The organism is Mesorhizobium sp. B2-3-13, assembly GCF_006442195.1.
Taxonomy (GTDB): Bacteria; Pseudomonadota; Alphaproteobacteria; order Rhizobiales; family Rhizobiaceae; genus Mesorhizobium; species Mesorhizobium salmacidum.
Map to the genome: position 1 here is coordinate 148,213 of NZ_VFVQ01000005.1, position 12,902 is coordinate 161,114.

Genomic DNA, 12,902 nt, shown 5'->3' on the forward strand with positions numbered 1-12,902 from the left:
TATCATGACGCCGGCATTTCAGCCAAGATACGGGCGCGCGGAGAAAACTATGCCACTGCAGAACCGGGTCGATCCGTTCGGCGCCATCCACGCCGTGCCGGAGCGCGGCCTGTTCACCGGCAATCGCGGCATCATCCATGCCCCCGCGACAAAGACTCTCCTGAAAAAGCGCTGGGCGCTTCAGGCCTGGATCATCTGCGTGTGCCAATTCCGCAATGTGCGGCGCGAGCCGATGGGCCGCAACCGGGCCGGTGGCAAGGCCGGCTGGACCGAATTGTTCTTTCTCGACGAGGTGACGGCGCTCGCCGCCGGGCATCGCCCCTGCTTCTTTTGCCAGCGCGCACGGGCCAAGGATTTTGTCGGGCGTTTCGGCCAAGCCTTCGGGATTGCCGAGCCACGCGCGCCGCGGGTCGACAAGCGACTGCACACGGAGCGGCTGGCCTCGAGCGGCAAACGGCCTGTAGTCACAATGGACGCGCTTGCCCGCCTGCCCGATGGCGCGATGATCGCAGCTGGCGGCAACGCCTATGCCCTGCGCCATGGCAAGGCATTGCCATGGGCTTTTGCCGGATATGGCCCGCCGACCAGCCTTGATCGGTTCGAGGACAAGACGCTTGTGCTGCTGACCCCGGAAACGACGCTTGCCGTCCTGCGCCATGGCTTTCAACCCGTGTGGCATCCTTCCGCCAAGGCTTGACGCCGGCGGCCGCCTCGCCCATTCCTCGGCCATGCGCGCCAACTACAAGATGCAACGTCTGTTCGTGCCCGATGACCTCGGACCAGACATCGAGTTCGAACCCGGCCAGCAGCAGAGCCATTATCTCCTGCATGTGCTACGGCTCGCCGAAGGCACCGAGATCCTTGTCTTCAATGGCCGCGACGGCGAGTGGTCGGCGGCGATATCAGCGAAATCAAAGCGGTCGGTGCGGCTGAAGGTACTGGCACCGCAAAGACCGCAGCCGCCTTTGCCGGATCTCATCTATTGTTTCGCACCGCTGAAGCAAGGCCGGCTCGATTATCTCGTGCAGAAGGCGGTCGAGATGGGCGCCGGCATCTTGCAGCCGGTCATCACCCAGCACACGCAGGTGGCAAAACCGTCGATCGATCGCCTGCGCGCCAATGTCGTCGAGGCCGCCGAACAATGCGGCATCCTGGCGGTGCCGGAGGTTCGCGAGGCGGAAAAATTCGAGCGCCTGCTGACCGGGTGGGACAAGGAAAGGCGGCTGATCTTCTGCGACGAGGACGCCTCGACCAACAACCCGTTGCCTGCCTTGCAGGCGGTAAAGGAGAAAAAGCTTGCCCTGCTGGTCGGGCCTGAGGGCGGCTTTTCCGACGAGGAGCGTAAAATGTTGCGGGCGCTCCCCTTCGTGACCGCCATTCCGCTCGGGCCGCGTATCCTGCGCGCCGACACGGCGGCCGTGGCGGCGCTTGCGGCGATGCAGGCAACAATCGGCGACTGGTAGGACGTTGTCTCTCGCAAGAGGTGCTTGCGGGCAGTAGCCTTCAATTCCTCTTGACCTGTGGCTCAGGATTTTTCGCTTGATCGGCTACTGACATTTCGTCCATTTAGCGCCGGCGGTGGTCCAACCGCCTTTGAGGGCTTGACAATGGCGCGCGACACAACCGATTTCCGGCCCATCGAAGGCGTAGACGAGCTTGTCGAGCACCTGGCCGAAGGCAACAAGCCGCGTGAAAAATGGCGCATCGGTACCGAGCACGAAAAATTCCCGTTCTATGTCGATGGCAACGCACCGGTGCCTTACGGCGGCGAGCGCGGCATCCGCGCCATCCTAGAAGGCATGCAGAACAAGCTGGGCTGGGATCCGATCATGGATGCCGGCCGCATCATCGGTCTGGTCGAGCCGACCGGCCAGGGCGCGATTTCGCTTGAGCCCGGCGGACAATTCGAGCTCTCCGGTGCGCCGCTGGAGTCCATCCACCAGACCTGCCGGGAAGGCAACGCCCACCTGGCGCAGGTGCGCGAGATCGCCGAGCCGATGGGCATCCGCTTCCTTGGCCTCGGCGGCAGCCCGAAATGGTCGCTGGCCGAGACGCCGAAAATGCCGAAGTCGCGCTATGAGATCATGACGCGCTACATGCCAAAGGTCGGCACCAAGGGCCTCGACATGATGTACCGCACCTGCACGATCCAGGTGAACCTCGACTTCGAGAGCGAGACCGACATGCGGCGCAAGATGCAGGTGTCGCTGAAATTGCAGCCGCTGTCGACGGCACTGTTCGCCAACTCGCCCTTCACCGACAGCCGGCCGAACGGGCTGCAGAGCTGGCGCGGCGACATCTGGCGCGACACCGACAACCAGCGCTCCGGCCTGCTCGAATTCTGCTTCTCGCCGGATTTCGGCTTTGCCGACTATGTCGAATGGGCGCTCGACGTGCCGATGTATTTCGTCATTCGTGACGGCCACTATCACGACATGACGCACATCACCTTCCGCCAGTTCATGGCCGGGGCCGCGCGTAACGAAGTGCCGGACGGCCTGCCGACGATGGGCGACTGGGCGAACCATCTGTCGACTTTGTTCCCCGACGTTCGGCTGAAGCGTTTCCTGGAAATGCGCGGCGCCGATGGCGGTCCCTGGCGGCGTATCTGCGCGCTGCCGGCCTTCTGGGTCGGGCTGCTTTATGACGAGGCGGCACTCGACGCAGCCGAGGCGTTGACGTCGAGCTGGACCTACAAGGAAGTGCTGGCCATGCGCAACGCCGTGCCGGAGCTCGGTATTTCCGCACCCTTCCGCAACACCACGCTGCGCGAAATCGCGCGCGACGTCATGGCCATTTCGCGCACCGGGCTGAAGAACCGCGGCAAGAAGAATCGCGACGGCTACGACGAAACCTCGTTCCTCAACACGCTCGACGAGGTTGTGGCGCGCGGCACCACCAGCGCCGAGGAGATGCTGTCGGCCTATCACACGCGCTGGGGCGGCTCGATCGAGCCGGTATTCATGGAATATGCCTATTAACCCCTGGCATTGACGAGCGGCAAAAGCGGCTTCAATCGGGCATTGAAACGAATTAGGCTCTCTTTCGAGGATTTCCCGGAGGAGAAGCCGATGCCCACCTTGTTCGACATGCTGACGCAGGCCCAGAGCGGCAATGGCATGCAGGCGCTTGCCCAGCAATACGGGCTTTCGCTACAGCAGACACAGGCGGCGGTCGCCGCACTGTTGCCGGCCTTTTCACAAGGGTTGCAACGCAACACCGCCGATCCCTATGGGCTCGGCGCCTTCATGACGGCGATGGCAAGCGGCCAGCACGCTAAGTATTTCGAGGACGCAACACGCGCCTTCTCCCCGCAAGGCGTCGATGAAGGCAACGGCATTCTGGGACATCTGTTCGGTTCGAAGGACCTGTCGCGCGCCGTGGCCAGCCAGGCGGCGCAGGCGAGCGGCGTCAGCCAGCAGGTCCTGCAGCAGATGCTGCCCGCGATCGCCTCGATGGTAATGGGCGGACTGTTCAAGCAGACGACAAACCAGTTGACAGGCGGCCAGATGCAGGCTGCGGGAGGCTTCGGCGGCGGCAACAACCCACTGGGCGAAATCATCGAGCAGATGATGCGGCATGGCGGCATGCAGGCACCGGCGCCGCAACAGCGCCAGGCACCGCCGCCTCAGATGGACAACCCGCTCGGCAAGGTCTTGCAGGACATGTTCGGCGGCGGCTCAGCGCAACCACAAAGCCAGCCGCAGCCGGCACCCGATCCCTATGGCGATAATCCGCTCGGCAAGGTGCTGCAGGATATGTTCGGTGGCGGCGCGCCGCAACAACCACAAGGTCCATCCCAGCCACAGCAGACACAGAGCCCCTACGGCGACAACCCGCTGGGGAAAATCTTCGAGGAGATGCTGCGGCAAAGCGGCGGCGACGGCTTCGGTGGCATGCCGGGCGGGCAGCCGGCGCCGCAACCTCAGGCACCGCAACCGCAGCAGCGTCAGGCACCACAGCCGCAGGCCAATCCGAGCGGCCGGCCAAGGAACCCGTTCGACGACATTTTCGGCAGGATGTTCGAAACCGGCGCCCAGCAGCGCGACGAGTACCAGAAGGGCGTGGAAACGATCTTCGACCAGTTCAAGCGCGACATGGACCGGCGGTAGTCGCCCGGGCCTTCAGCAAACCTTAAAGGAAAAGCCCGGTCCTTGGGAGGACCGGGCAGCGTGCAGGCAGGCCGGCGGGGAACCGGCAGGGAGTGGGGAGCCTGCATGAACCTTGGTCGCGCTGAACCGCAAAAAGGTTCAACGGGACCGAAACTCGGCAATCAGGCCACCTTGCGGGCGATGTCCTCGATCGTTTCCACGCGATCGCTGGCGATTTCACGCAGGATTGCCGTCGGGTCGCGGCCAAACGGCACGTCGATTGCGACATGCAGGTCGGCGCGCGTCAGGCCGATGTCGGCGAGCTCGGCGTCCGACATCTCGCCAAGGCGGTAAAAGGCGCGGCGATTTTTCCAGGCGCGGTAGACGTTGGAGACGGTGTTGGCCACGCGCGTCGCAACGGCCGGACGCGAGGTGATGCGTGAGGTCTCGGTGGCGAAATCGATCGTGGTCATGTCGGTCTCCTTCAGACTCGAACGGACGAAACCCGACGATCGGCGCTGATGACAGCGGCCGTTCCGGCTTCGATTCACATGCCTTCATGTGGACAATGCCAATTTGCCATCGACCGATTGATTAATCCAACGAATGTTTTTAATCTTTGGCATCAACACCAGTGATGGATCACATCGATGAAAGCGCCGCTCGATCTGGATCAATTGCAGACCTTCATCTCGATCGCCGACACCGGCAGCTTCACCCGCGCAGCGGAAGAAGTGCACCGCACCCAGTCGGCGGTGTCGATGCAGATGCGCCGGCTGGAGGAACGGATCGGCAAGCCGCTGTTCGAGAAGGAGGGGCGCAGCAACAGGCTGACGGAGGAAGGCGACAAGCTGCTCTCCTACGCAAGGCGGCTGCTTTATCTCAACCGCGAGACGCTCGCCGCCTTCGACGACCAGCGGCTCGAAGGCACGATCCGCATCGGCACGCCGGACGACTACGCCGACCGTTTCCTGCCGGAGATCATGGCGCGCTTCACCCGCTCCAATCCGCGCGTCGAACTGACCGTCATCTGCGAGCCGACGCCGGGGCTGGTCGAGCACATCAAGCGCGGTAATCTCGACTTGGCGCTGGTGACGCACAATGATGTGCGCGGCCAATCGGAGGTGGTGCGGCGTGAACCGCTGCTGTGGGTCTCCTCGGCCAACCATGCGACGCATGAACAGGAGACGCTGCCGATGGCCTTCGGCCGGCCGAACTGCATCTGGAGGCGCGCCGCCGTCGACGTGCTGGACCAGCAGAACCGCGACTACCGCATCCTGTTCACCAGCTTCTCGGCGACCGTGATAACCGCGGCCGTGCTATCCGGCCTGGCGATTTCGGTGCTGCCGGAATGCGCGCTCAGGCCCGGCATGAGGGTGCTGGGCGAGGCCGACGGCTTCGGCGCCCTGCCCGACTGCCGCATCGGCATCATGCGTGGCCAGACCTCGCGGCCGGAGATCGTCGATGCGCTTGCCCGCCACATCTCCGAAAGCCTGGACAACATCTCCGTGCCGCTCGGCGAGGAGACGGGGACGTTCGATTTCGCGGCCCTCGCCTTTTCCAAGATGAAGCGGAGCAAGCCGAACCAGATCCTGCCGGGCTGGTAAAACCGGGTCATGAATATCGGGCCTGACACGGCCGCCTTGACGTCGGCGTCCAACCGGCCCCCAATCGACCGATGAGCGAAGCAGCATCCGAATCACGCACCAACGCCACCGAATACACGGTGAGCGAGATATCAGGCGCGCTGAAGCGCACGGTCGAGGACGTCTTCGGCAATGTGCGGGTGCGCGGCGAAATCTCGGGCTATCGTGGGCCGCATTCCTCCGGCCATGCCTATTTCGCGCTGAAGGACGACCGCGCCCGGCTCGACGCCGTGGTGTGGAAAGGCACGATGAGCCGGCTGAAATTCCGCCCCGAGGAAGGGATGGAGGTGATCGCCACCGGCAAGCTCACCACCTATCCCGGTAAGTCCAACTACCAGATCGTCATCGACAATCTGGAGCCGGCAGGCGCCGGGGCGCTGATGGCGCTGCTGGAGGAGCGCAAGCGCCGGCTACAGGCTGAAGGGCTTTTCGACGCCGGCCGCAAGCGCCGGCTGCCGTTCATGCCGTGCACCATCGGCGTCGTCACATCGCCGACCGGCTCGGTTATCCGCGACATCATCCACCGCATCAAGGACCGCTTTCCGCTGCATGTGCTGGTCTGGCCGGTACGCGTGCAGGGCGACACAGCGAGTGCGGAAGTGACCAATGCCGTCACCGGTTTCAACGCACTGGCGTGGGACAGCCCCATCCAGCGCCCCAATCTACTGATCATCGCGCGCGGCGGCGGCAGCCTGGAAGATCTGTGGGGCTTCAACGACGAGGTGCTCGCCCGCGCAGTCGCCGCCTCCGACATTCCGGTGATTTCGGCTGTCGGCCACGAAACCGACTGGACGCTGATCGACCTTGTCGCGGATGTGCGGGCGCCGACGCCGACGGGCGCGGCCGAAATCGCCGTGCCGGTGAAGGCCGACCTCGAAGCGACGCTGACCAGCCTCGGCGCGCGGCTCAAGGCCGCCGTCTTGCGCAATTTCGACCGCAAGCGGCAGGCAGCCCGTGCGGCGGCGCGTGCGCTGCCCTCGCCCGACCAATTGCTGGCGCTGCCGCGCCGGCGCCTGGACGAGGCGACATCGAGGCTCGGTCGTGGCCTGATGGTTTCCACCGAGCGCAAGCGGGCGCGATTCTTCGCTGTAAAACTGACGCCGGCAATGCTGTCGCAGCGGATTGCCGAGGCGCGGCGCACCAACGACCGTAACCTTTCGCGGGCGCAAGGGGCGCTGCGCACCCTGGCGAGAAGCCGGCGCGCGGAGCTCAATCGTGCCGCGGATCAATTGCCAAAATGCGCCAAGGCATCGCTGCAGCGGCACAGGCAGCAATTGGCTTTGCTGCAGGGCCGCATCACGATCGAGCCGACAGCCCGGCGGCAACGTGTGCAGAGGGATCTTCTGACGGCTTTGACGAGACGCGGCGGTCAGGCGATGCTGCTCAGGCTGGAGCGGTTGCGCGGCCGCATCATCCAGGCCGACCGGCTGATGGCGACGCTTTCGCACAAGGCCGTCCTGGCGCGCGGCTTCGCGCTGGTTAAGGATGCCGACGGCACGGTCATCAAGCAGGCCGCCGACGTGGCGTCGGGGATGGCGCTGTCGCTGGAGTTCGCCGATGGCACCGCGGATGCGGTGGCAACCAGCGGCGCGGCGCGGCCAAAGCCCGTGGCCAGACCGGCGGCAAAGGCAAAAGAACCCGGCAATCAGGGATCCTTGTTCTAAGAGCATGATCGACAATCCGCACCATCTGGCAACGCCGTCCGGCAAGCCGCGCGCGCGAAGCTTCACCATCGGCTTCGACGGAACGCCCGGGCCGTTCAACGCGATCACCGACGTGCCCGGCGTCGCTGTCGGCCATGCGACGCTGATATCGGGCGATGGTCCGCTTGTCGTCGGCAAGGGACCGGTGCGCACCGGTGTCACCGCGATCCTGCCCAGGTTGCGCGCCGAGCTGGCAACGCCGGTCTTCGCCCGCATCTTCAGCCAGAACGGCAATGGCGAGCTGACCGGCTCGCACATCATCGAGGAAACCGGCGCCTTCAACTTCCCGATCACCATCACCAACACGCATTCCTGCGGGGTTTCGCGTGACGGCACGCTGCGTTGGATGAACCAAGTGCTGCCGGCGGCCGTCGACAGCGCCTGGGGCTTGCCCGTGGCAGCGGAGACCTATGACGGGTTTCTCAACGACATCAACGGTCACCATCTGACATCGGAGCATGTCGCCGAAGCCCTTGACGCCGCCGCCAGTGGACCGGTCGAGGAAGGCAGTGTCGGCGGCGGCACCGGTATGATCACTTTCGGCTTCAAGGCCGGTTCCGGCACGGCCTCGCGCATCGTCGCATGGCAAGGGCGCACCTACACAGTCGGCGGCTTCGTGCAGTCGAATTTCGGCAAGCGGCACAATTTCACCATTCGTGGCCTGCGCGCCGGTTCCGAACTCACCGAACCGGCGATCCGCGAAACCACGTCGCGCGCGGAAAAGGGCTCAATCATCGCCGTCGTCGCGACCGACGCGCCTTTCCTGCCGCACCAGATGAAGCGGCTGGCCCGCCGCGTGCCGCTCGGCGTCGCCATGACCGGCGGCTTCGGCTACCACAGTTCGGGCGACATTTTTCTCGCCTTCTCGACCGCCAATCCTGCCGCTGCGCGGGGGCTGACTGGCCGCATCGCCAGCGCCGATTTTATTCCCGATGTGGACATCGACCCGTTCTTCGATGCCGTGATCCAGACTGTGGAGGAATCGATCCTCAACGCTCTTGTCGCCAATCACGACATGACCGGTCGCGATGGCAATTTCGTGCCTGCCCTGCCGAAAGCGTGGCTCAAAGAAAAATTTGGCTGAGAAGGGTACCAAAGACGAAAACGCGGGCCGAAGCCCGCGCATTCAGACAGGGTTGCCCCTGAAAATCTATTCCGCGGCCTTGCTGGAAGCCTGCTGGCTTTCATCGGCCTCGGCCGCTTCCTCTAGCCGGGAAGCGATGAGTTCCTGGATGTCGCCGACTTCCTCCTGGATATCCTCCAGCGGTATGCCGACCTCGGCCGCCTTGGCGGCGCATTCCCTGGCCAGTGTCTCGGCCTGCTTCTCGATCCTGGCCGGGGACTGGCAATGGACCTTTTCGCCGATCCATCCCCGCAAGAATTCGATCGCGTGTTCACTCATACTGCTATTCCCTTGCGGCAAAGCCGGTTGGTAATCCTAAACGTCTGCATCCCGTAAAGGATGCATGTTCCCATTCGAGCCGAGTCGCGGCCGGACGGCAAGCCGAAGCCGTCCAGGGTCCACAGAGCCGAAGGAATTCGAGGGGTGAAGAACATTTTCTGTTTCTGAAGGACTGTACCGTTGGCGGGATCTGCCCGCTCCAAGCAATTGCTTCTACCTTTTACGGCTTCCAGTCCGTTTCGCATCTCAATGGCTGTCGCTACAGCCGCCTTATGACGTTGCGCTTCAAGGCGCGAGCCATCGAAGCCGCCGCTATATAGTGATATCCGTACACTATGTCGACTCTCCTCAAGGCCCGTGCACAGGAGCCATGCAAAAGTCGCATGGATCGCTGATCCGGTCAGAAGTTTTCGACCCACGGCCTGAGTTCCATTTCCCAGGTCCAGGCGCTGCGGTGCTGGCGGTGGATGGCGAGATAGGCCTCGGCGATCGCATCCGGCGATAGCCGCCGATCCTGCGGTTCGGACTCCTGTCCGGACGTGGCCGAGGCAATGGCGCCGTCGATGATGAAATGCGCGACGTGAACGTTCTTGGGCGCCAGTTCACGGGCCATGGACTGCGCCAGCCCGCGCAATCCGAATTTGGGCATCGCAAAGCCGGCGGAGCCGGCAAACCCCTTCACGCTTGCCGTCGCTCCGGTGAAGAATATCGAGCCCGCCCCTTGAGCGATAAGCCGGCGGGCCGCCTGCTGGCCGACCAGGAACCCACCATAGGCCCCGACAAGCAGCGCCTGACGAACCGCCTCGGGATCGAGTTCGGCCAGCGGACCGCGGGCGCGGCCGCCGGCGTTGAAAACCACCAGGGAAAGCGGGCCAGCTTTGTCGGCGACATCGAACAGACGCTCCACCGACGTGGCGTCGGAGACATCCGTTGCCACGGCTTGCGCGCCGGTTTGCGCCTGCAATGCATCGAGCTTCTCGATATCTCGGGCGGCCAGGACAATTTGGAACCCTTCCCTGGCGAGAAGACGCGCGATCGAGGCGCTCAAGCCGGAGCCCGCCCCGGCAATGACGGCGACATTGGATGTCATGAGACCTCTCCTTCTTCCACTGATTGCAATGGCTGGCAGATGTTGAACTCTGCCGGATCAGCGCCGCACCGGCAACGCGCACGCGGAAAGAAAAATGGCCGGGCGCGAAAACGGCCCGGCCAAAAGAAGGTCATAACCTTCAGAGGGGAACACCGTTCAGCGAAATGGGAGGAAAACACCGAACGGATTTGTCATTCTGAACCGGTCCTTGCACGGGCACGACAAATGATTTTCTAAAATCGGTCCGAATTACGAAAAATCCGGTTCGTTCTGTATCAACTGGCTCAACCCGCTCCGGTTCCCGGCTGAAGCAGGTCCGCGTAATGGCGGCGCGCGACGTCAGGGTGCGAGCGCAACCGGCTTTTCAGCACATTGGTGCCGACATCGCGAAACAGCGGATTGTCCGGATCGCTGGCCGGCCCGCGCGCCTGCGCCGCCAATTCCTCCGGCAACTTGAGCAGCGGTATCGTCGCATCGAGCTTGGCGCTGAAGAAGAACGGCACCGAAATGCGCTCGATGCCGGCTGGCGGCGTCACGACGCGATGCACGGTCGCGCGCAAATAGCCGTTCGAGGCCAGTTCGAGCAATTCACCGATGTTGACGACGAGCGTGCCGGGAATGGGGTCCACATCCACCCAGCTGCCATCATAGTCGACCTGGAGTCCCTTGTTGTCATCCTGGAGCAGCAGAGTCAGGAAACCGCCATCCTTGTGCGCGCCGACACCTTGGTCGCCGCCGGTCGCCTCGCGGCCGGGGTAGCGCACGATCTTCATGCGATGGTTTGGTGAGTCTCGATAGATCGGGTCGAAGGCATCCTCGGGTTGCTCGAGCGACAGCGCAAAAGCTTTCAGCAGCCGGATCGCCACCGCTGTTGCCTTGGCCTGCCAGGCAAGCAAGACCGGTTTAAGCTCCGGCAACGCAGCCGGCCATTGGTTCGGCCCCTGCAGCCGCGTCCAGGCGGGAATTCCCGGCCCTTGCGCTATGGGTTGGCGCTCGACGCCGATGTCGAGCTGTTCGCGCCAATCGGCCTTGCCCTTGGTCAGCTCGCCGCCGGCGCGCGTATAGCCGCGGAACTGCGAGGACTTGACCATCTCGATCGCGAGCTTGTCGGCCTCGCCCAAGGCAAAGAAGCGGCGCGATGCGGTGAGCACCTCGCTGATCTCCGCCCACGAGATGCCATGCCCAGCCAGATAGAAAAAGCCGATGTCGCGCGAGGCGGAACGCAGATCCGCCAGAAACGTCCGGCGTTCCGATGCGTCTTGTTCAAAGTGGCTCAGATCAAGCACGGGTACTATTCTGGGCATATCAGGCTCCTTTCCTGGTTTTCTGCGGATGTTTGCCCATCCGCAAACCAGGACTGTTGGACTTGCGTGCACTCTCGGCGGTCACAACGCCAGCAATGCCTGCAAGTCTCATCGACTCCAGATTGCCAAGAAAGAAACGATCGGCCCTTCGAAGCCGCCGCGACGAACAATTTTTCCCCGCGCGCCGGCAAAGCTGACAACGGCCGCGATCATTCAGCAGGATGCGGATCGCCGCAACTGCGCGCGGCCTCTGCCCTATTGGGCTGCCCTGAGCAGCATGCCGAAGAGGTCGCGTGGCTCGTCGGGATCGGCCAGCATGTCGAGCTCCTGGCGGAGGCCGGTCGAGATCAGTTGATCCCTGACATAGCGCAGCGCCGAAAAGTCCTCGATGGCGAAGCCGACCGAATCGAACAGCGTAACCTGGCCGGCATCGCGCCGGCCCTTAACGGCGCCCGTGATCACCTGCCACAACTCGGTCACCTGATGATCCGGCGCAAGCTGCTGGATCTCGCCTTCGATGCGCGTCTGCGGCGGGTATTCGACGAAGATGTCGGAGCGCAGCAGGATGTCGCGGTGCAGTTCCGTCTTGCCCGGACAGTCGCCGCCAACGGCGTTGATGTGCACGCCCGCTCCGACCATGTTGTCGGTCAGTATGGTGGCATATTGCTTGTCGGCGGTGACGGTGGTGATGATTTCGGCGCCCTCGACCACCTCCTGCGCGGTAGTGCAAGCGACCATGTCGAAGCCGAGGCCGGCGAGGTTGCGGATACATTTTTCGGTCGCCGAACGGTCGATATCGTAAAGCCTCAGCCTGTCGACGCCGAGCAGTGCCTTGAAGGCCAGCGCCTGGAACTCGGCTTGCGCGCCGTTGCCGATCAGTGCCATGCAGCGGGAACCGGCCGGCGCCAAATGCTTCGCGGCAAGGGCCGACATGGCAGCCGTGCGCAGCGCGGTCAGGATGGTCATCTCGGACAGCAATACAGGATAGCCGTTGTGCATGTCGGCCAGCATGCCAAAGGCGGTCACGGTCTGGCGGCCCTCGCGCATGTTCTTGGGATGGCCATTGACATATTTGAAGCCATAGACCTCGCCGTCGCTGGTCGGCATCAGTTCGATGACGCCCTCGGCGCTGTGCGAAGCGACGCGCGGCGTCTTGTCGAACAGCTCCCAGCGGCGGAAGTCATCCTCGATATAGCCGGCGAGTTCGATCAGAAACCGCTCGACGCCGATCCTCAGCACCAGCTTCATCATATGGTCGACACTGACGAACGGCACGATGTTGAGATTGGGAATCATCCTGTTTCCTTGCCGGTGCGCCGGTCAGTCCTGGCGATGCGCGTTGTACGCGTTCATCATCGCTGCGAGCACCGGATCGTCTTGCTCCAGCGCGTTGGTCGCGCCGGCCGGTCGTACAGGCGCTCATCCTGCCTCATCTTGAACTTGGCTTCGAGACATTCGATCGGTGGGGCTAATCCGTGGATGTGAGGTTTGCGCCGCTTCATGCCGGTACCGATTTCCCGCATGCGCCAGCGGTCCCCTTGCTGCTTTCCGCCAAGCTAAGGCTACTCTTCCAATTATGTCAACATCTCTTCATTATTGACCTTAATTAAAATCTCTGTAATAAACTCGACACAACGAGGCTGGGAGCCCAAGACGCATTTTCGGG

General features: G+C 63.4%; 12 protein-coding genes. 7 read left to right on the forward strand and 5 right to left on the reverse strand.

What is annotated here, in order from left to right; genetic code table 11:
* Window positions 1-49: 49 nt before the first annotated feature.
* From FJ941_RS08130 to FJ941_RS08145, 4 genes are all read left to right on the forward strand, one after another.
* The gene (locus FJ941_RS08130) at window positions 50-697 is read left to right on the forward strand and encodes a hypothetical protein (protein ID WP_140504595.1); all 648 of its coding nucleotides are present in this window, start codon (window positions 50-52) and stop codon (window positions 695-697) included.
* A 31-nt stretch (window positions 698-728) separates the two neighbouring features.
* The gene (locus FJ941_RS08135; protein ID WP_140504773.1) at window positions 729-1,463 is read left to right on the forward strand and encodes a 16S rRNA (uracil(1498)-N(3))-methyltransferase; all 735 of its coding nucleotides are present in this window, start codon (window positions 729-731) and stop codon (window positions 1,461-1,463) included.
* Between the two features lie 144 nt (window positions 1,464-1,607).
* On the forward strand, window positions 1,608-2,981 hold the full coding sequence (locus FJ941_RS08140) for a glutamate--cysteine ligase (RefSeq protein WP_140504597.1): 1,374 nt from the start codon (window positions 1,608-1,610) through the stop codon (window positions 2,979-2,981).
* 90 nt (window positions 2,982-3,071) lie between these two features.
* Entirely contained in the window at window positions 3,072-4,112 is a 1,041-nt protein-coding gene (locus FJ941_RS08145; protein WP_140504598.1) for a DUF937 domain-containing protein, read from the forward strand.
* 161 nt (window positions 4,113-4,273) lie between these two features.
* Here FJ941_RS08145 and FJ941_RS08150 read toward each other — a convergent pair whose 3' ends face one another.
* Window positions 4,274-4,564 (reverse strand): DUF1127 domain-containing protein, encoded by a 291-nt coding sequence (locus FJ941_RS08150; RefSeq protein WP_140504600.1) that lies wholly within the window; start codon window positions 4,562-4,564, stop codon window positions 4,274-4,276.
* 177 nt (window positions 4,565-4,741) lie between these two features.
* Here FJ941_RS08150 and FJ941_RS08155 point away from each other — a divergent pair, with 177 nt between their 5' ends.
* From FJ941_RS08155 to FJ941_RS08165, 3 genes are all read left to right on the forward strand, one after another.
* Window positions 4,742-5,698, forward strand: a complete 957-nt coding sequence (locus FJ941_RS08155; RefSeq protein ID WP_140504602.1) for a LysR substrate-binding domain-containing protein — start codon at window positions 4,742-4,744, stop codon at window positions 5,696-5,698.
* Window positions 5,699-5,769: 71 nt separating this feature from the next.
* On the forward strand, window positions 5,770-7,401 hold the full coding sequence (xseA, locus tag FJ941_RS08160) for an exodeoxyribonuclease VII large subunit (protein WP_140504603.1): 1,632 nt from the start codon (window positions 5,770-5,772) through the stop codon (window positions 7,399-7,401).
* A 4-nt stretch (window positions 7,402-7,405) separates the two neighbouring features.
* The gene (locus FJ941_RS08165) at window positions 7,406-8,524 is read left to right on the forward strand and encodes a P1 family peptidase (RefSeq protein ID WP_140504605.1); all 1,119 of its coding nucleotides are present in this window, start codon (window positions 7,406-7,408) and stop codon (window positions 8,522-8,524) included.
* A 66-nt stretch (window positions 8,525-8,590) separates the two neighbouring features.
* Here FJ941_RS08165 and FJ941_RS08170 read toward each other — a convergent pair whose 3' ends face one another.
* From FJ941_RS08170 to FJ941_RS08185, 4 genes are all read right to left on the reverse strand, one after another.
* Window positions 8,591-8,842: a DUF768 domain-containing protein gene (locus FJ941_RS08170; RefSeq protein ID WP_027146174.1), complete on the reverse strand. Its 252-nt coding sequence runs from the start codon at window positions 8,840-8,842 to the stop codon at window positions 8,591-8,593.
* 400 nt (window positions 8,843-9,242) lie between these two features.
* Entirely contained in the window at window positions 9,243-9,932 is a 690-nt protein-coding gene (locus FJ941_RS08175; protein WP_140504607.1) for an SDR family NAD(P)-dependent oxidoreductase, read from the reverse strand.
* A gap of 284 nt (window positions 9,933-10,216) precedes the next feature.
* Window positions 10,217-11,236 carry an isopenicillin N synthase family oxygenase gene (locus FJ941_RS08180; RefSeq protein WP_140504608.1) on the reverse strand — a complete coding sequence of 340 codons (1,020 nt, stop codon included), beginning with the start codon at window positions 11,234-11,236 and terminating at the stop codon, window positions 10,217-10,219.
* Window positions 11,237-11,491: 255 nt separating this feature from the next.
* A complete protein-coding gene (locus FJ941_RS08185; RefSeq protein ID WP_140504610.1) occupies window positions 11,492-12,532 on the reverse strand; it encodes an ornithine cyclodeaminase in 1,041 nt (346 codons plus the stop codon).
* Window positions 12,533-12,902 lie beyond the last annotated feature (370 nt).

Coding starts and splice junctions, on each gene's coding strand:
- FJ941_RS08155 (WP_140504602.1), top strand. CDS start 4,742: ATGAAAGCGCCGCTCGATCTGGATCAATTGCAGACCTTCATCTCGATC.
- FJ941_RS08180 (WP_140504608.1), bottom strand. CDS start 11,236: ATGCCCAGAATAGTACCCGTGCTTGATCTGAGCCACTTTGAACAAGAC.
- FJ941_RS08145 (WP_140504598.1), top strand. CDS start 3,072: ATGCCCACCTTGTTCGACATGCTGACGCAGGCCCAGAGCGGCAATGGC.
- FJ941_RS08170 (WP_027146174.1), bottom strand. CDS start 8,842: ATGAGTGAACACGCGATCGAATTCTTGCGGGGATGGATCGGCGAAAAG.
- FJ941_RS08175 (WP_140504607.1), bottom strand. CDS start 9,932: ATGACATCCAATGTCGCCGTCATTGCCGGGGCGGGCTCCGGCTTGAGC.
- FJ941_RS08130 (WP_140504595.1), top strand. CDS start 50: ATGCCACTGCAGAACCGGGTCGATCCGTTCGGCGCCATCCACGCCGTG.
- FJ941_RS08135 (WP_140504773.1), top strand. CDS start 729: ATGCGCGCCAACTACAAGATGCAACGTCTGTTCGTGCCCGATGACCTC.
- FJ941_RS08150 (WP_140504600.1), bottom strand. CDS start 4,564: ATGACCACGATCGATTTCGCCACCGAGACCTCACGCATCACCTCGCGT.
- xseA (WP_140504603.1), top strand. CDS start 5,770: ATGAGCGAAGCAGCATCCGAATCACGCACCAACGCCACCGAATACACG.
- FJ941_RS08165 (WP_140504605.1), top strand. CDS start 7,406: ATGATCGACAATCCGCACCATCTGGCAACGCCGTCCGGCAAGCCGCGC.
- FJ941_RS08185 (WP_140504610.1), bottom strand. CDS start 12,532: ATGATTCCCAATCTCAACATCGTGCCGTTCGTCAGTGTCGACCATATG.
- FJ941_RS08140 (WP_140504597.1), top strand. CDS start 1,608: ATGGCGCGCGACACAACCGATTTCCGGCCCATCGAAGGCGTAGACGAG.